Below are 18,529 nucleotides of genomic sequence, written 5' to 3' on the forward strand. Positions count from 1 at the left end.
GGAATCAGGACAGAATTCTGTACAGATTTCGGTGCAGGAGTGAGTCCGCTTCTTGGTGCGCATCTCCAGGCGCTCTGTCAGTCCCTCCTCGTAGAGTGGAACGTGATCGATTCCGATCAGCGGGGCGACATCGGTAGACAGGGGGCCGGGGCACGTCATGCGACCCACACTCGCGGCGCAGACACTGCGCGACACGACGGTCGAGTATCTGACCACGACGTTCGCGCTGGCCGAACCCGATACCCAGGAAGCCCTGGAGGACTTCCTCACCGACCCGGCCGACGGGCTCTTCCGAGGGCCCTATCTGCGGATCCGGCGGCCCTTCCGGCCCGCCGCGGACGGCTGGCAGCGGCATCTGGACTGGTATCCGGCTGACTTCCCGCCGCCGTACGCCCATCAGGCGGAGGCGTTCGCCCGGCTCAGCAGCAAGGACGGGCACCGGCCTGAGCCCACGCTCGTCACCACCGGCACCGGGTCCGGCAAGACGGAGTCCTTCCTCATCCCCGTACTCGATCACTGTCGGCGGGCGCGGGAAGCCGGGAAGGCGGGCATCAAGGCGATCCTGCTGTATCCGATGAACGCGCTCGCCGGTGACCAGGCCGACCGCCTTGGTGATCAGCTGGAGGACAGTCGGCTGCGGGAGGTCACGGCCGGGCTGTACATCGGTGAGGCCTCGTCGCGGGGGAGCGCGCCGTACAAGCGGGTCATGGTCGACCGGGCCGAGATCCGCCGCAATCCGCCGGACATCCTGATCACCAACTACAAGATGCTGGACCTGCTGCTCCAGCGGCAGCAGGACGCCTCCCTGTGGCGGGACGCGGACCTCGCGTATGTCGTGATCGACGAGTTCCACACGTACGACGGCGCCCAGGGCACGGACGTGGCGATGCTGCTGCGGCGGCTCGCGGCCGTCGTGGGAGCGGCCGAGGAAGGACGGCCACTCGGATCCATCTGTCCGGTGGCGACCTCCGCGACCCTCGGCTCCGGGAGCGCGGCGGGCGGGCCCCGCGCGATGCTGAACGTGGCCTCCCAGGTGTTCGGGACGCGGTTCCCGGACGATGCGGTGGTGGGGGAGGACCGGCGGGACGTCGAGGAGTTCCTGTCCGGCGTCGACCACTCGTTGCCCGTGCCGTCGCCCGAGGAACTCGCCGCTCTGCCCGACCCCGCGCGGACACCGGACGGCCTGGACGCCATCGCCCGCGCGACCGTCGGCTGCGACACCGCCGATCCGCGTGAACTGGGGCGACGGCTGCTGGCCCATCCGCTCACCCATGCGCTGCTGCGCTCGAAGGACGCGCCCCTGACGGCGGGCGCGGCGCTGCGGGTGTTTCCCGACGCGTCGCCCTGGCGCGCGGTGGCCGAGCAGGATCCGGAGACCGCCGCCACCGCCCTGGCGCGTTTCGTCGCGCTCATCTCGGTGGCCCGCGACCCCGAGGCGCCTGCCGACAAGGAGCGACCCCTTCTCCTCGTGGAGACGCACCTGTGGCTCCGGTCGCTCTCGCGCGTGCTGCGGTTCGTCGCACCCAGGCCGGTGTTCTCCTGGTCGGACGCCGACCAGGCCGCCCTCGCGGAGACCGATGACACCGCAGGTTCCGACGCAGGCCGTGCGGACGCCGAGCGGCGGGCCCTGAGCGTGGCCGCCCAGGTCGAGCGGCGGCGTCAGGTCCAGCGGTCCGGGCGGCTGCCCGCCGCGTACTGCCGGCACTGCGGGCGCTCCGGCTGGTCGGCGATCTGCCCCGACCGCAATCCGCAGAACCTGGTGCATGCGCCGGACGAGATCTACCGCGCCAGCGTGGCCGGCGGAGCCGCCAAGGGCCGGGTCCGGGCGATGATCGCCGCCACTCCGGCCGAGGCCGCCGAGCAAGCCCGCGCCATTCGCGCGCGCCGGGCGGCCCGCCGTGCCCGCCGGGGCGCCGCACACGACGCGACCCTGCTGGTCCTGGAGGACAACGGCAAGGCGCTGCGCAGGCTCGACCCGGACGAGGTCCTGCTCGAAGAGGACCGGATCGCCCCGGCGCCGGAGAACGGCGTCTATGTGTGGACCTGGTTCGACAACCAGGAACAGAGCGACTACGCCAAGCAGGACCGCTGCCCGGCCTGCGGGCAGGCCCAGGGCATCCGCTTCCTCGGTGCCGGTGTCGCCCCGCTCGCCTCCGTCGTCGTCACCCAGCTGTTCACCGGCGGCGAGCTGCCGAGCGAGGACGAACACAAGCGCGACCGGCGCAAGACGCTGATCTTCAACGACTCGGTGCAGGACGCGGCCCACCGGGCCGGATTCGTGGCCAGCCGGTCCTGGAAGTTCTCCCTGCGCTCCCTCATCCACGAGCAACTCACCGAACGCTCCGCCGCCGAAACGGAGTTCGCGTCCGAGGGCGTCCCGCTCAACGAGCTGATCGCCTCCATGGTCGGCCGCGCCGCCGTCCCGGGACAGCGTCTTCTCGCCTCCGTCGTGCCGCCCGACCTGCACGACGTGGACCCGGTCAAGCGGCTGCTCGCGGGCAAGAAGCGCATCCCCGAGTCCACTTGGGAACTCGTCGGCGAGCGCCTCGCCTTCAACACCTTGCTGGAGTTCGGCCTCTACTCCCGCCTCGGCCGCACCCTGGAGCTCACCCGCACGGTCGCCGCCGAGGTGCACCTGCCCGACCCGGAGGCGGCGGCCGAAGCGGCGGAAGCCCTGTACCGCGTCCATCTGGAGAGGCAGCGGGCCAGGCAACTGCCGTTGGCCGCGGAGGCGGAGGAGGACGAGAGGGCGCTCGTGCCGACCGAGGCGGGCGCCGAGCGGCTGCGCTACTTCGAGGGGTACGTGCGCGGCCTCCTGGAACACATCCGCCAGATCGGCGGCATCAACCACAAGTGGCTGAAGGAGTTCATAGACGAGGAAGGCCGCAACCGCTACTGGGTCTCCACGGGTCGTGCTCCCGGCATGCCCTCGTTCGGCCACCGCCGCGACTTCGAAGCCCCGGCGTTCGTCCTCGTCGGCGCCGGCAGCGGACGTACCGACTTCGAACGCGTGGACACCAGGGACAGCTGGTACGCCGACTTCACCCGGCGATGCCTCGGTCTCGACCGGGAGGCGGCAGGGGAGTACCTGGCGGAACTCCTCCAGGAGCTCGCCCGCGACGACATCGGCGCCCTGGCCCGGCGGCGGATCAACCAGACGGACAAACAGCAGGGCCACGGCGTCTACGGACTGACCCCGGGGCACATCCGGGTGCGCCCGCTCGACGACGAACAGACGGCGCTCGCCGCGCTCACCTGCCCCGAGTGCGGCTGGACCCAGACCGTGCCGCCCGAGCGGGCGCCCGTCTGGCAGGGCACGCGCTGCCCGCTCAAGCGCTGCGAGGGCACCCTCGCCCGGCCCTCGGAGGAAGCGGGCGGACGCGCGGCCCGTGACTACCGCTCCGACTACTACAGGCGGCTGTACCGGGAGGCCGAGCCGTACAGCGTCGTCGCGGCCGAGCACACCGGTGTACTGGCACGCAAGGAGCGCGAGGAGGTCGAGAAGGGCTTCCGGCTGGGACTGCGGCACACCGACCCCAACGTGCTGTCCTGCACTCCGACCCTCGAACTCGGCATCGACATCGGTCAGCTGGAGGCGGTCATCCTGGCCTCGCTGCCGCCGTCCACCGCGGGCTACGTCCAGCGGGTCGGCCGCGCGGGCCGCGCCACCGGCAACGCCTTCATGGTCACCCTGGCCGACACCAGCCCCCGAGCGCTGTACCACCTCGCCGAACCACAGCACCTCATCGCAGGCCCCATCCTGCCCCCCGGCTGCTTCCTGTCCGCGGGGGAGCTGCTGTGCCGCCAGTACACCGCCTTCCTGATCGACCGGGCGGCCCGAGGCGCTCTGGAGGGGGTCATTCCGCTGCCGGACCGGACCACTCAACTGGTTGGCAGGGAAGGGTGGTTGAAGACGTTCCGCGATGCCACGAAGGGCCGCGTGGACCTCGCGGAGGAGTTCCTGAGCCTGTTCCCCGAGATCGACGGGGTGCCCGGCTCCGGTGCCTCCCGCGACGCCCGCAAGACGCTGCGGCGCTACGCCGAGTACAAACTGGCCGACGAACTGGACCGGGCCAGGGACGCCTGGGAGGAGGAGCGCGCCGAACTCGTCCGACGCCGCGGCCTGATCAACGACGCGGCCGATTCACTCCAGGAGCACGTGGAGGACGAGGCCCGCGAGAAGCGCAACCTGAACCGCGAAGCAGCCGGCGTGTCCAAGATCCTTCAGAAGATGGCCCAGTCGGACGCCCAGGGATTCCTCGTCGAACACGGGCTGCTGCCCAACTACAGCCTCGTCGAGGACGGCGTACGGCTGGAGGCCCAGCTCAGCTACAAGCAGCCCGCACGGAAGGCACGTCCGGCCGGTGAGGCGGGCACGGGCGAGACGCCCAAGGCCCGCTGGAGCAACGACCCGCGGACGTACGACCGGCCCGCCGAAGCCGCCCTCACCGAACTCGCCCCGGGCAACGCCTACTACGTCCGCGGCTACCGGCATGTCATCGACGGCTTCGAACTCGGCCCGGTCCGCCAGGACTCGCCCGACGGCACGCCCGTCGGGCTCCGGACCTGGCGGGTGTGCAAGGAGTGCGGTCACGTCCGCACCGGCGACCGTGCCGAGGAGGACACCTCACCCTGCCCCCGCTGTGGTGGTCCCGGAATCGGCGGGCGCACGGCGCTGTTCAAGGTGGTCGTCCCGCGCAAGGTCACCGCCCACGACAAGCGGGACGACGCACGCATCGTCGACGACCACGAAAGCCGCACACGAACCCAGTACACGACCGTCACCGCCGTCGACATCGACCCGGCCGACATCAAGCAGACCTGGCGGCACCAGAAGACCACCTTCGGCGTGGACCATGTCCGCGAGGCGGTCATCCGCCGCTTCAACCTCGGCAAGAGCCGCCATGGCAGGCGTAACGACACCTACTTCGCAGGCACCGAGGTGGCCATAACAGGGTTCATGGTGTGCCCGCGATGTGGCGGCGCCACCGAGCGCGAGTCCGGTCAAGGCCCCGCCCAGGACACCCTCAGCCAGTCCCTGCTCGGCCGGGCCGAACTCGCCCACCACCGGCCGTGGTGCGTCACCCGTCGCCGCGACAAGCAGGCCAGGCCGGAGGACGTCCAGGTCATCACCGCCACCGAGCACCGCACGGAAGCCCTGCGCATCCTGCTGCCGGCCGCCACGCTCAACGTCCCGGAACGCCTGGCCTCCTTCTCCGCCGCCCTCCACCTCGGCCTCGCCCTGCGCTACGGCGGCGACCCCGCCCACATCCGCTCCGCCCCCGCCACCGAACCCGACCGCGAGAGCGACCTCACCCGCAACTACCTCGTCCTCTACGACGCCCTGCCCGGCGGCACCGGCTACCTCCAGCGTCTCGTCGACCGAGAGGGAGAGGAGTTCCGGGCCGTACTGGCCGCCGCCCAGCGGGAGTTGCGGGCCTGCCCCTGCAAGGACACCCCGCGCCGCGCCTGCCACCGCTGCCTGCTGGGGTACGCCCCGGAGCGGGACTACAAGGACCTCGACCGGCAGGAAGCCCTGTGGATGCTGGACAATCTGCTGGGCGCCGACGGCAGCAGCGGATGGGACGTCCGCAAGGACGCGGCCGACGCCGAACTCCGCTTCGTCGACCAGGCGGAGAGTGACCTGGAGCGTCGGTTCATCGAATGCCTCGACCGCTGGCTCGCGATCCCGGGCAACGCGGCCGAGGCGGGCCACGCCTCGACCCCCACCGGACGGGACGGCAAGCAGTTCACCCTCACCCGGCCCGACGGCAGCCCCGTCCACTGGGAGGTCGTCGCCCAGAAGGACCTGCACGGCTACCGCACCCGGCCCGACCTGCTGTTCCGGCCGGTCGCCGGAGACACCACCAGTGACGGGGCCCCGCCCGTGCCCGTCGCCGTCTACTTGGACGGGTACCGCTGGCACGCCTCGTCCCGCACCAACCGGATCGCCGCCGACGCGGCCAAGCGGGCCCGGCTGCGCGCCGACGGGATACTCGTCTGGCAGATCACCTGGGACGACGTGGCGGACTGGGACCGCAGCCTGAAGGGCGAGACGGCACGTGACCCGGACGCACCGGCCGATCCGCTCGACGCCGTCATCGCCGGCCGCGCGGCCGACGCCGCCTGGCCGCCGTACGACGTGACCTCGGTCGCGGGCCCCGGAGCGATGGTGCGCGAGCAATGGAGCAACGCACGGCGCGACCCCGCGCAGATCGACGCGCTCCTGTTCGCCGGAGCGATCCCCTCCCTGCTGGGATTCCTGCGCGACCCCCGGCTGAACAAGTGGCAGCAGCTGGCCACGCTCGCCGTCAGCGCGCCGGCCGCCCAGCGCAGGCGCGACCTGGTCGACGCGGACCCGGTCACAGCCGTCGGCTGGATCGAGGCCGCCCTGCGCGACGAGCCCGCTCCGGCCGTCTCGGGGCAGGGGCTCAAACTGCTGTCCTTCCAGGACGGTTCGGGGCTGCTGCTCGTCCTCGCCGGAGCCCGGCGCCCGGACGGCAAGGGGCTGCGATGGAGCGCCCTCGCCGTCCTCGACGACCGGCCCGAGGCCGTCGACGGCGACCGGGACGATCATCGGCGGCGATGGAAGGCGTGGCTGTGCTGGGGCAACGTCATCCAGTTCCTCGACCCCGACGGCACCGGCCAGGCGGATGGCATCGCCCTGGCCCGCACCACGCTCGACACCTTCGACGCGGCGCTGCTCGCCGCCACTGCCGGACCGGTCAGCGGGCTGCTGGCCGCGCTGCGCGACGAGGCTCCGGGAACGGGGCTGGCCCTGCCCGACGACACCGCCCAGGGCCAGGAACCGGCACCCGAACAGGCGGATGAGATGACCCCGTTGGAGCGAACCGCCTGGGAACTCGTCCTCGCGGAACTGAAGAAGTGGGGCGACCCGGAAGTCGCTGCTCTCGGCGAAGCCCTGGCCGGCCGTGGACACGTCCCGGCGGGCAAGGCCGGCTGGGACGTCGAAGGAGTGTCACGCACGGTCGAACTCGCCTGGCCCGGCCCTAAGATCGGAATCGTCCTCACGGAGGACGCCGAGGACACGGAGTACATGGCCCAGTGCGCGGCGGCCGGCTGGCACGTGCGCGCGCCGGAGGCCTGGGACGTGGAGGAACTCGCCCGTCTGGTGGGCGAGGAGGGGGGCGTGGCATGAACTACGGGGCGGGGGCGGGTCGGCCGGGGGGCCGGGCCAGGACACGCGTCCAGGTCAACCGTCAGGCGTCCGGCGACACAGAGCGCCGGGGCGCGGCCGTCGCGGACGCGGTGGTGGACTTCGTCCAGCGCCTTCGCGACAACCGGAACAACCGAGCCCTGCGCCTGGCCTTCCTGCGCAAGGCGGGCGACAACGGTGACCTGTATCTCGCGCACCCCGACACCCACTGCATGGTGCTCCTCCTGTCGACCGACGGCGGCGACGAGATGCGGGTCCTCGCCGTACGCGACGGAGCTCGGGCCCGTGACGAACTCGCCCGGCTCACCGTGGAGATCAACCCCGTCTCGGGCGCCGTCGAGGTCGTCGACCAGAGCGAGGTCAGCGAGAACGTCCTCGCCCTGCCGGACCGGGCCACCCCCCTGTTCGCCGCGTACGACGACCAGACCCTGATCGACCTCGGTGTGGTGCACTCGCTCCTGCCGGCCATCCGCAAGGTCACCACGGACGAACAGTTCGCCAAGCTCCTCACCCACAACCTCCCCGAACTCACCCGCGACGTCCTGCTCGCCCTGCGCGACCACGTGGAACCCGAGGACGTACGGCGGCACATCACCGACGAATGGCGTGCCGACGACGACGTCGACACCCACGACTGGGCGCGGGCGGCCAAGCGCCCCGTCTCCCAGGCGGAGACCGACGACGACGCCGTCCTCGGCGCGCTGGGCCGCAGCTTCGACGCCTGGCGGCTCTTCCTGCACCCCGAGCAACAGCGGCTCGCCGTCGCTGACTTCAAGGGATCGGCGAAGGTGACCGGAGGCCCGGGCACCGGCAAGACCGTCGTCGCCCTGCACCGCGTACGCCACCTCGTCGACCGGCTGCCACCCGGCCATTCGCGCCCGGTGCTGCTCACCACCTACAACACCAACCTCGCCCTCGACCTCAAGGAGCGGCTGCGTCTGCTGGGCGGCGACGAACTGCTGCGCCGCGTCGAGGTCAAGTCCGTCGACGCGCTCGCCCGCGAGCTCGTCCAGGAGTCCCGCCTGGACGTGGGACGGCCGCTGAGCGACGACGCGGCCATGGACCTTTGGCACATCGTGCGCACAGAGCTGAATCTGCTGGAATACGACGCCGACTTCCTGGACAGCGAGTTCAAGCATGTGATCCTCGCCAACCGGTGCGGCTCGTGGGAGGCCTACCGACGCGTCGGCCGACCGGGACGGCCTCGTCTCGGCAACGCCCAGAAGCACGACGTATGGCAACTCGTGCAGGCCTACAAGGCCCACCTGGGCACACCGCCGCGACGGACGACGTACGCGCTCATCGCCGACCAGGCCGCCGAACTCGAACAGCGGCGCATGGCCCGCGTCGAGGAACAGGCCCGCTACAAGGACGAACAGGGCGGCCGGGACCTCGTCCACCGGGAGGCGGGAAGCGGCATGTGGCTCAAGCCGCGTTACCAGCACGTCGTGGTCGACGAGGCACAGGACCTGTCCGCCTCGCACTGGCGGATGCTGCGTGCCATGGTCCGCAGAGGACCGAACGACATCTTCCTCGTCGGCGACGCCCACCAGCGTATCTACGGCAGCCGGGTCGTCCTCGGCCACCAGGGCATCGAGATCCGGGGCCGAGCTTCCCGCCGCCTCACCCTCAACTACCGCACCACCCGGCAGATCCTGGGCAGCGCCAACCGACTGATCGAGGGAGCCCCCTTCGACGACCTCGACGCCGGCACCGACACGCTCGACGGTTACCGGTCGGTGCTGACCGGACTCGCTCCCCAGTTCTGGCGCGCACCCGACCGGCTGACCGAGATGCGCGCTGTGGCCACGCTCATCAAGGAGCGTCACGACAGTCACGGGACGCCGTACTCGGCGATGGCGGTCAGCGCCCCCGACCGGGACTCCGTCATCGAGTTCGCCAACGTCCTGGTCAAGGAGTTCCACCTTCCGGCAGTGGAACTCGGCAGGGAAGGGGTGCGGTCCGACACCGACGCGGTGCGTGTCGGGACCATGCACCGGTTCAAAGGGCTCGAATTCCAGCGTGTGTTCCTGACCTCCGTCGGTGACGGTCAGGTGCCGCACCAGCGCATCGAGCAGTACCGGGTCACGAACCCCGATCGCTACAAGCAGGAGGAGCAGAAGGCTCGATCGCTCGTGTTCGTCGCCGCCACTCGCGCGCGCGACGAGCTCATCGTCACCTGGAGCGGCAGGGCCAGCCGCTTCCTCCCGACCGATGCGGACGAGATCGCCTACCCGGCCGCGGATCTCTTCAGACACGATGGACCGCCGTCCGGATCGGCCGCCGCCTGATCGCAGGTGTGCCGTTTCGGTCTGTGTGGTACATGAAGATCGCTGGCTTGTCATCGGTGCCCTCTCCTGGTCGGGCGATGACCAGGAGAGGTGCTCGTCCGCTCAGGCCGTGTTCCGGCTCTCCCAGCGGTCCCGGAACCACGCCAGCGCCTCGCCGAGCAACTCGCGGTTGCGATCGCTCTCCAGCGCCGAGAGTCGGAAGCTCGGGTGCAGTTCCAGCTTGCCCTCCGGGATGTCGACGCCTTCCAGGTCGTTGAGGCGCTTGAGGAACTCGAGGCGTAGGCCGCGGTCGGTGAAGGGCTCTCGGGCGGCGAGGTACTGGAAGACCACCTGTGCCGTGCCGCCCCGTCCTGTGCCCGGGTAGAGCGTCAGGGGCCAGATGCCGCGGCCCGGGGCGCCTGCCTTCCCCAGCATGAGGAAGGCACTCGTCGTGACCTGGCCCGCCCCGTGGCCGATCCAGCCGCCGAGTTCCTCCCAGCGGGCGAGGAGTGCGCGTACCGCCTCGACGGTCTCGGGGGAGTCGTCCGCCGCGAGCTGGCGGAAGAAGCGGTCGGCGCGGGTTTCCTCGCCCGGGGTTTTCGGTGTGGTCTGTACGGAGATGGAGGCCGAGTCCTCGGTCTGGTCATCGGCGTCGGCTACCAGCAGGGCGAGGTCGTCGGCGTTGAGGCGTTGTGTGGGATCGGCGGCCCCGGTCACCGTGAAGGCGACGCCGTCCGCGGTCAGCCGGGAGCGGACGTCGCCGTCCTCGTCCCCTGAGGTCCAGCGGAAGCCGTCCGAGACCTTGCCCTCCGAGGTGAGCACCCGATACGCGTTCGCCACCCCGGGTGTTCCCGCCAGGTGGTTGCCCACGGCCTGGGCGCCGGAGCCGAGGAACGCGGCGAGATCGCCGTATGACGTCCAGGTGCCGTGGGGGAGTGCCGCGAGTACCTGGTGGGCCAGGTGCCAGTCCCGGCTGCGTTCGGCGCGGCCGACTCCGTGGAGCGGGGACGGCCACAACGCCACCGCACGGTCGGTGAGTTCGTCGGCGCGGGCGAGGATCTCCTTCGCGCCCCAGCGTTCGGTGGCGGCGATGCGGCGGTTCATCTCCAGGTGGCTGCTCTGGAGCAGGCCCTGCTTGCGCTCGAAGGGGTGGTTCGACAGTTCCGAGTTGACCGCGGTGAGCGTCAGGTTGCCGAGCGTGTGCTGCAAGCGGGAATGCAGGTCCTTCGGGTTCTCTCCGTCGGCGGCGTCCTCGCCCAGCATGCGCAGCCACTCGTCGCCGGGTGACTGCGGCATGACGTGCTCGATGGTGAGGCGCGCGGCGGCGAAGTCCACCGGCTCCGGATGCTCGTAGCTCTCCTCAAGTCGCTGCAGCACCAACTTGCGCTGCGGAGCGAGTCCGTAGCGGTAGAAGGGTGCCTTCTGGATTTTCTCGCGCAGCTCGTCGTCATCGGGCCAGAACCGGTTGTCGGCGGAGAGCACTTGGCGTAGGCCGTCGGCTACGGACACGTCGAGCGGCAGCTGTGCCGGTACGGCCTGGAAGATCCTGCCGAGGCTGTTCGGCGGCACCCGGCAGATCATCCGGCGCACGAGGAAGCTCTCGACATACGACAGCGCGCGGGCGGTGTCCGCGGAGTCGAGTTCCCCGCGCTCGCGCCGGTCCAGGAGCAGCATCAGCGCGGGATAGGTGGCCAGGGCCTGCCAGGTGTGCAGGCGATGCAGGTGGGCGCGGACGGATGGGTCCGGCTCCTCCTCCGGGTGGAGCAGGCGGCGGAAGAGGGCGGCGCTGCGGTGCAGCTCCTTGATGTACGCCTCGATCTCGTCCTCGCGTGCCCCGCCGCGCTCGAAGTGCTGCTGCTGAGACGCGTACAGGTCCTGGCGGCGTACCCGGTCGTCGCCGTCCAGGACCAGTTGGAGCCACATGAGCTGTTCCAGCTCTTCGTTGCTCAGGCTGGTCTGCAGCGGGAGCCAGTAGGTCTCGTAGATGTGCTCACCGCGGGTGGGGAGCTTCATGAACAGGTAGTTGCGCAGCAGGTCGGCCTGGCTGAGCTTGAGCCCGGTGTTGTTGAGGGACTCGAAGATGCGGTGCACGTTGTCGCCGCGCTCGGCGGTGACCGCCACGAGGGTCAGCCGGGAGGTGATGGCCTGCTCGATACGGAACACGTCCTGCGGGGCCGCCGGATCGGCGGCCTCGACCAGCTTGCGGCGGAAGAAGGTGTACGCCGCGGCGACGCTGCCGCCGGCGGTCTGTTCCGTGTGCGGGCCGCGGACGTGCGCGGCGAACTGCGGCCGGTCCGCCTGGGTCGGCAGGAGTCGGAAGTGGTCGCTGCCGGTCTTCCGCTTGTTGATCAGGTATTCCTCGTCGATGCGCTCGGCCTCGTCGGGCTGAGCGTCTCTGATGTGATCGCGGATCGCGGCCAGCGCGAGGGAGAGCGTGGTCAGCCGCTGCTGACCGTCGACCACGAGCCAGCGGGGGAACGTCGCCTCGTTCTGCGGCGACGGAGCGAGTACGACGGACCCCAGGAAGTGCGTGTTCGCCTTCTCCCCGCGCTCTATCAGTTCGGCCTGCTCCAGGACGTCTTTCCACAGCTGTCCGAGCTGCTTCTCCGTCCAGGAGTACGTCCGCTGATAGAGCGGCACCTGGAACTGCTGGGCCCTCCCCTGCACGAGATCGGCGAACAGCGTCTCCTTCGCCTGCATCGTGGTCCCCCCTTGGCAGTTGATGCGGTCGTGGCACGTGGGAACGACCATAGGGCTTACCGCTGACAGCAAGGGATCGGTCAGGCCATCTGGGAGGGCAGGGCCACCGAGCCCGGGCGGTCGAGGAGGGACGCCCGGCTCGGTGGTGGTGGGTTCAGTGCTCGCAGAGGGAGAATTCGCGCTCGTAGAGCTGCTCGTTGTGTTCGTCGACGAAGAACTTGCGTTCCTGCATGAGTTGTTCGCGGTAGTTCTTGGCCTGTTCAAGCGTCATGGTCGTGGTGTCGGACCACGGTTGTTGTGGTGGTACGTCGGAGGTCGAGACGATTCTTTCCGACGGGTTGACCAGGAAGAACGCGAGGATTTTGCGGTGTCCCGGGCGGGTGGGGTCCTGAAGGCGGAATTCGCTGACGCGGTGCTGCAGGATGTTCGGGAAGGCCAGGCAGCGGCCCTGCGGGGTCGATGCCGATCCCAGTACCTGGTTCAGTGCGTCCTCGTTCTCCAGGCCGTAGACCTCACGCATACCGTCGTCGTCGCTCTGCTCGTATTCGGGGTCGTCCAGGGCGGTCCGGAAACTCAGTCGGCTTTCGGTGATGTTCTCGCTGTCCCAGTAGTAGATGCCGGTCGAGACGATCCGCTCGTTCAGCATTCCCTCGACATGCCAGGAGCCGCCGGCGTACTCGGGCTTGTCCGGGGTGAGGTGGATGGTGGCGAGCTTGACGATGACCTGGAGGGGGCGACCCCGCAGGTCGATTCGGGAGGAGGCATCGGGCAGCTCGGGCGGGGTGAAGGCCGGGGCGTCCGGGATGACCGGGCGGCGGTTCTCCCACCAGTCGTCGTGGGCTTCTCCCCATGCTTGGCGGGCTGCTGTGTAGGCCTCGTCGTCGCTGTAGGAAGCCCGGTTCGGATACTCCGGTTCTGCGTCGTACCACCCGTAGGGGTCGGCCTCGATCCGCAGGGGGCGTGGGTGGCGCAGATCGGTGAGTACGTTCTCCAGCAGCGGGCGCATGCGGGCGAGCAAGTCCGGGAGGACGGCGGCCAGTTCGCGGTGGATTTCGGGGTGGACGTTGTTGACGTACGAACGGAAGGTGACTTCGCCGTCGTCACTGATGTCCACGTCCGTGGGCAGCCACTGGAATTTCTCCGAGAACTCGTAGCGTGAATAGCGGTCCGTCGGGTTCTGCCAAGCCCGGTCGGGTGCGCCGCTCACCTCGCGCGTCAGGCAGAACAGCGAGGGGTGGATCAGGTCCAGTACCTGGCCATCGGATCCGGGATGCCAGTCCTGTTCCGCTTCGGGGACCTCTTCCAGAACTTGAACTGCTTTGTGTAGCCGGGATGTGAGCTCGTTGTCCATCAACGTGTCCGACTGCCACACTCCGTCGACAGCGGAGACCTCGATTCCGGTTCGTTCGTCCCGCAGTGCGGCGTAATGCGCGAGTTCGGCCAGTACGTAAGCCACTTGTGCTTCGGTGAGGCCCTGGGCGACCGCTTCCTGCGTCCATCTGGCGACGATGTCGGCGTCGTTCATCTTGTCGAACCACCCGGGCTTCGCCCGGATGTGGGCGCTGCACTGCATCATCTGAAGTTCCCGCAGCGTTCGGGGTGTTGCGAACGATATGGAACGTGAAGCTTGAAAGGGCAGCGGGAAAGCGGTCAGGCCGGTCAACTCTCTTGATCCTCCCGGTCGGTGTGCGGCGGCGGGAAGGATACTTCAGTGGACTGACACCGCTGCTGCAGGATCAGGATCAGGATCAGGATCAGGAGCAGGAGGAGTTGGGGTCCGCGGTCCCTGTGGTACGCCGGGATCAGTTGGCCAGGGCCATGCGCTCCACGTAGGCGACCTTCACCGTCTTGATGTCGGACAGGTCATGGCCGTCTTCGAGGTTGACGTACTCGTCGAACTCGCCCTTGTCGGCGTCGGTCTTGCCGGCGGCCAGATGCGTCGTACCGATATAGGTCTGGCCGATGAATTCGCCGTCCTCGTCGAAGCCGTTGACGAGGACGGAGTAGTTGGCGGGTTCGTCGCCCTTGTTGGTGATCTTGTAGACGAACTCGTAGGTCGTGGCGTCCGAATCGCCGTACGAGTCACAGTCGTTGTACGCGAAATCGTCGGTGTCGTCGCAGTCCTCGCCGTCACCGAACGAGTCGCTGTCCCCGGTGACGAGCTTGCCGCCCGACACCTCGACGTGGTCCATGGGGTCACCGTCGCCGGCCAGCGCCCACCAGGTGATGCCGCCACCGGCGAGGAGTACGACGGCAGCAGCGCCGGCTATCAGGGCACGCTTGCGCCGACGGCCCTGTGGGGCGGCCCAGGGCAGGGAAGTCATGGGCGGCGCCGGAGGGAACGGAGGGAGCGAGGATCCCACGAGCTCGGGCTCGGAGATGGAGGTACCCACGAGCTCGGGCTCGGAGATGGCTGACTGGGGTTCCGGCTGCTGGGGCGCCTTGTCGTTCAACTGGTTCTGCCTTGTCATGGGATCGGGCGGGGGCGGGGGCGGGGCTGCGGATGTGGAGGTCTGCTCCGGCAAGTAATAGCAGCGTGGCGAGTGTGGGCAAGGCGCAGGTGGCGAATCTGGCTGTCGTCTCGTCCGTGATGGCGAACCTGTCTGACGTCTCGTTCCTGAGCCTGCCGACGGCGGCCAACGCGAGGAACACGCATGTGGCTCGCGGCCCGGTTCCGGCGGCGATGTCTTTCAGGCCTCCCGCGGCCCCCTCAACCTGTCAACGACGGTATGACCACCGAGTCCAGATAGTGGAGCAGGAACGCCCGGTCCGGTGGCCGGTTGGCCACCAGCGGTCGGGCCACCAAGGCGCCGATCAATACGTACGGCACGTACTGCAGTGCCGGGCAGTCCGCTCGTACCTCACCCCGGGCCACCGCTCGCCGGAGGATCGCCGCGAGGCCGGTGGGGTCGGGGTCGACGATCAGGTCCTGTAGGGCCCGCATGAGGTCGGGGTAGGTGTGGACGGCGTGGATCAGGCCTCGGACCAGGGCGGCTTCTCTGCGGAGTTGCTCGTCGTCGAGCTGTTCGACCATCGCGCGCAGGTCGCCTTGGAGGGAACCCGTGTCGATGTCGCCGACGGCGTTGCCCTTGGTCTGGCGCAGCGCCTCGGCGACCAGTTCCGGCTTGCCCGACCACTGGCGGTAGAGCGTGGCCTTGCTGCAGTGGGTGCGGGTCGCCACCGCGTCCATGGTCAGGGCCTCGTAGCCGACCTCGCGGAGGAGGTCGAGGACGGTGGCGTAGAGCTCGGCCTCGCGTTCCGGGGTGATGCGGCTGCGGCGCGTGCGTGGCGTGGTGGCCTGGTCCGTCGCTGTCATCCGCGGCACCTCGTTCGAGCTTCGAGCGAAACGGTTTCGTACACATACACGGTAACCTAGGATGAGGTGAATACGAAACCGTTTCGGTTGCGGAATGGGCCCTGGGCCCTGGGTCGTCTCGGGGGATGAAGGGAGAGCCAGTCATGGCAGCCATCACGTCGCCGGTCCCGGCCGAACCCGCCCCCGCCAAACCCGGCCGCCCCCGCGACACCACCGCCGACGACCGCATCCTCCGTGCCGTCGTCGACGAGCTCTCCGATCACGGGGTCGCCGGCTTCCGGATCAACAACGTCGCCGCCCGCGCCAAGGTCGCCAAGCGCACCCTCTACAGTCGCTGGACCGAGCGGGACGAGCTGATCCTCGCGGGGCTCAACACCCTCGCCCTCGACCTCGTCCCGCCCCGCACCGGAAGCCTCGTCGGCGACCTCAACGCCCTCTACGACGACATCGCCGACGCCCTCGACAGCCCACGCTGGCTCATCGCCGCCCGCTGTTCCTTCGAGCTCCCCGACTACCCCGAGCTGTACGCCCTGTTCCAGCGGGACTGCATCGACAAGCCCCTCGCCGTCGTCGAGGACGTCCTCCGGGACGCGCGATCGCGGGGTGAACTGCGCCCCGGCATCGACTGCTCCGTCGCCGCCGAGACCTTCACCGGGTCCATCGCGGGGTTCAGTTCGCATATCGCGCGGCTGAGGGGGGTCAGTGCGTACGGGGTGCGCGAGCACTTCCTCGACATGTTCCTGCAGGGGCTGCACGACGACGCCGGCAAATGACGGGCCCGGGGTGCCGGCTCACAGGGTCGCACAGTCACCGGCGCTGCACCGCCGACCAGTTGACACACACGCTGGCAAAAGCGGAAGCATCCCTCTAACTCAGGCTTTTCACTTCGATGTCGTATTGACACCGACACGGTCCGGGAGTTGAGTCTCCAGCCTGAGCAGGGCGTACCGCGCCCACCAACGCTCGGGCAGCGGGGGGCCGCCATGGCGCATCATTCGGACGTCGTTCACCGGGCAACTCGGCGCTTACGCACCGTGGTTCGGGCACTGTGGGTCGGCGCGCTCGCCGTACTGGTCGCGGGGGCCGCGGTTGTCGTGGCACCGCCCGCCGTGGGTGCACCGGCGCAGCTTCCCGGCGGCAGTCCCGCCGCGCAGAGTGGGCTGTGGGTGGTGGCCAGGGCGGACGGCAGCGTGGTGCGCAGTTCCGGGCTCACCTGGCTGAACCGGTCGTCCACCGGGGTCTACGAGGCCCGCTTCGGCCGGGATGTCAGCGGATGCGTGTTCACGGCGAGCGTCGGCGACCCCGGCAAGGGGACCGTGCCGCCGGCCGGGCTCGTCTTCACCGCGGGTGGTCATCAGAGCCGGGCCGGGGTGTATGTCGAGACCAAGAACTCCGGGGGCGGGCTGACGGACCTGCCCTTCCAGCTGACGGTGGACTGCGCGGGCGGTGACAGGGCCGTCGCCGAACCCGGCGGGCTGGTGCGGGGGTCGGCCACGTCGTTCACCCGCTTCGGGGTCGGGCGCTACGAGGTCGTGTTCCGCCATGACGTCAGCGCGTGCGCGTACCGGGTGACCGTCGGGGACCCCGGGGCCGGGCTGGTGTACCACCCCGCGCTGGCGTTCGCGGCCGGCGGGCATCTCGGCCCGTACGGGGTGTACGTCGAGACCAAGAACCTCGGCGGCGGGCTCATGGACGCGCCGTTCCATCTCGCCGTGCACTGCGCCCAGGACCCCCGTACCGGCTACCGGGGCAGCGCGGTCGTGGACGCCGCGGGCGGCCTGGTCCGTGGTGACGGGGTCCGCTCCGCCGCACGGACCGGGACGGGCCGCTACGAGGTGCGCTTCAGCGCCGCCGTCGAGTCCTGCGCACGGGTCGCGTCCATCGCCGATCCCGGGAACGGGCTGGTGTACGCGCCCGGACTGGTCTTCACCGCGGGCAGTTCCCTCAGCACGACGGGGGTGAGGGTCGAGACCCGGACCCCCGACGGCACCCTGTCCGACCGTCCCTTCCACCTCCATGTGGACTGCGGCAAACGCGCCCTGTCCGACGAGAACATCTCGGTCCTCTCCCTCAACCTCCAGGGCACGGACAGCTCGTTCGGCCCGTGGCGGGACCGTCACGGCCGGCTCGCGGCATGGATGGGTGCCACCCAGACCGTGCCTGACCTGCTGGTCCTCCAGGAGACCCCCGCCAGCAAGTGCTGGTTCCTCGGCGGCTGCGACCCCAAGGACTACGAGGCCGTCTTCGGGCTGATGGCGAGGATCGAGTCGGCCACCGGGGTGCGCTACCGCGCCGCGCTGCTGAGCACCGGCCCGTCCGTGGAGGGCTGGAACCCGCTGTACCAAGGCCGGGCCGTGCTCTACAACCCGCAACGGCTGCGCAACATCAGCCCCGTGCCCGGCACGCTCGCGATCGGGTCGCCGTACGACAGCCTGTCCCTCACACCCGCCCTGCGCGCCAGCTACCCGTGCACGAATCCGCCGGCGCACTGGGCCGCGTACTGCGCCCGGGTCGACTCCACCACCCGCGACACCAAGTACTGGGGGCCGCACTGGGCGATCCGGCCGGCCGCGTTCGCGCGGTTCGCGCTCGTGGAGCGCTGGCCGCTCGCCGTCCACTCGGTCGACGTATGGGACGTCCACGCGAGCAGCACCGCACCGGGACCGGACTACGCGCTTCTCGCCCAGGCCGTGGACCAGCTCGAACTGGCCGTGCCGCCCGCTCCCGGCGGCCGTCTCTTCCCGCCGGTCCTGGCCGGCGACTTCAACGCCGCCCGCGGCGACATCGACAACGAGGTCGCCACGGGCACCTTCGCCAAGTACGAGATCGCCGCGTTCCCGCCCGGGCCACCGGCGTCCGACGACGTCGTCGGCATCCTCGTCGGCGAACAGCGCTTCTTCCCGGCACGGTTCGCGGCCGCCGGCACGCACACGAACTTCCTGCCCAGCGGAGGGCCGGGCCTGTGCGGCGACCTGCCCAGCAGGTGGAGCGACCACTGCGCCGTCTACACCGAGCTCGCACCCACCCCCTGAAGCCCCCTGAGGGCGGGGCGGGGCGCGAAGGACA

General features: G+C 69.9%; 8 protein-coding genes. 4 read left to right on the top strand and 4 right to left on the bottom strand.

Features of this window, described 5'->3' with window-relative positions:
* The first annotated feature begins 157 nt into the window (after positions 1-157).
* Both PH203_RS01720 and PH203_RS01725 read left to right on the top strand, forming a co-directional pair.
* Positions 158-7,159, top strand: coding sequence for a DEAD/DEAH box helicase (locus PH203_RS01720; RefSeq protein WP_289915228.1), 7,002 nt, complete (start codon positions 158-160; stop codon positions 7,157-7,159).
* The gene (locus PH203_RS01725) at positions 7,156-9,468 is read left to right on the top strand and encodes a UvrD-helicase domain-containing protein (RefSeq protein ID WP_289915232.1); all 2,313 of its coding nucleotides are present in this window, start codon (positions 7,156-7,158) and stop codon (positions 9,466-9,468) included. Before PH203_RS01720 ends, PH203_RS01725 begins: the two co-directional genes overlap by 4 nt.
* 102 nt (positions 9,469-9,570) lie before the next feature.
* Here the strand turns inward: PH203_RS01725 and PH203_RS01730 are convergent, their stop codons facing one another.
* From PH203_RS01730 to PH203_RS01745, 4 genes are all read right to left on the bottom strand, one after another.
* Positions 9,571-12,147, bottom strand: coding sequence for a DUF262 domain-containing protein (locus PH203_RS01730; protein ID WP_289915234.1), 2,577 nt, complete (start codon positions 12,145-12,147; stop codon positions 9,571-9,573).
* A 154-nt stretch (positions 12,148-12,301) separates the two neighbouring features.
* A complete protein-coding gene (locus tag PH203_RS01735; protein WP_289915236.1) occupies positions 12,302-13,810 on the bottom strand; it encodes a DUF4246 domain-containing protein in 1,509 nt (502 codons plus the stop codon).
* Positions 13,811-13,949: 139 nt separating this feature from the next.
* Positions 13,950-14,471 (bottom strand): hypothetical protein, encoded by a 522-nt coding sequence (locus PH203_RS01740; RefSeq protein WP_289915239.1) that lies wholly within the window; start codon positions 14,469-14,471, stop codon positions 13,950-13,952.
* A gap of 386 nt (positions 14,472-14,857) precedes the next feature.
* Entirely contained in the window at positions 14,858-15,463 is a 606-nt protein-coding gene (locus PH203_RS01745; RefSeq protein ID WP_289915241.1) for a TetR/AcrR family transcriptional regulator, read from the bottom strand.
* Positions 15,464-15,606: 143 nt separating this feature from the next.
* Between PH203_RS01745 and PH203_RS01750 the strand changes: the two genes are divergently transcribed.
* Both PH203_RS01750 and PH203_RS01755 read left to right on the top strand, forming a co-directional pair.
* On the top strand, positions 15,607-16,236 hold the full coding sequence (locus tag PH203_RS01750; protein WP_289915243.1) for a TetR/AcrR family transcriptional regulator: 630 nt from the start codon (positions 15,607-15,609) through the stop codon (positions 16,234-16,236).
* Positions 16,237-16,497: 261 nt separating this feature from the next.
* Positions 16,498-18,495 (top strand): hypothetical protein, encoded by a 1,998-nt coding sequence (locus PH203_RS01755; RefSeq protein WP_289915247.1) that lies wholly within the window; start codon positions 16,498-16,500, stop codon positions 18,493-18,495.
* Positions 18,496-18,529 lie beyond the last annotated feature (34 nt).

Origin of the sequence: Streptomyces sp. S.PB5 (genome assembly GCF_030403745.1) — a bacterium.
In the GTDB taxonomy this organism is placed as follows: domain Bacteria; phylum Actinomycetota; class Actinomycetes; order Streptomycetales; family Streptomycetaceae; genus Streptomyces.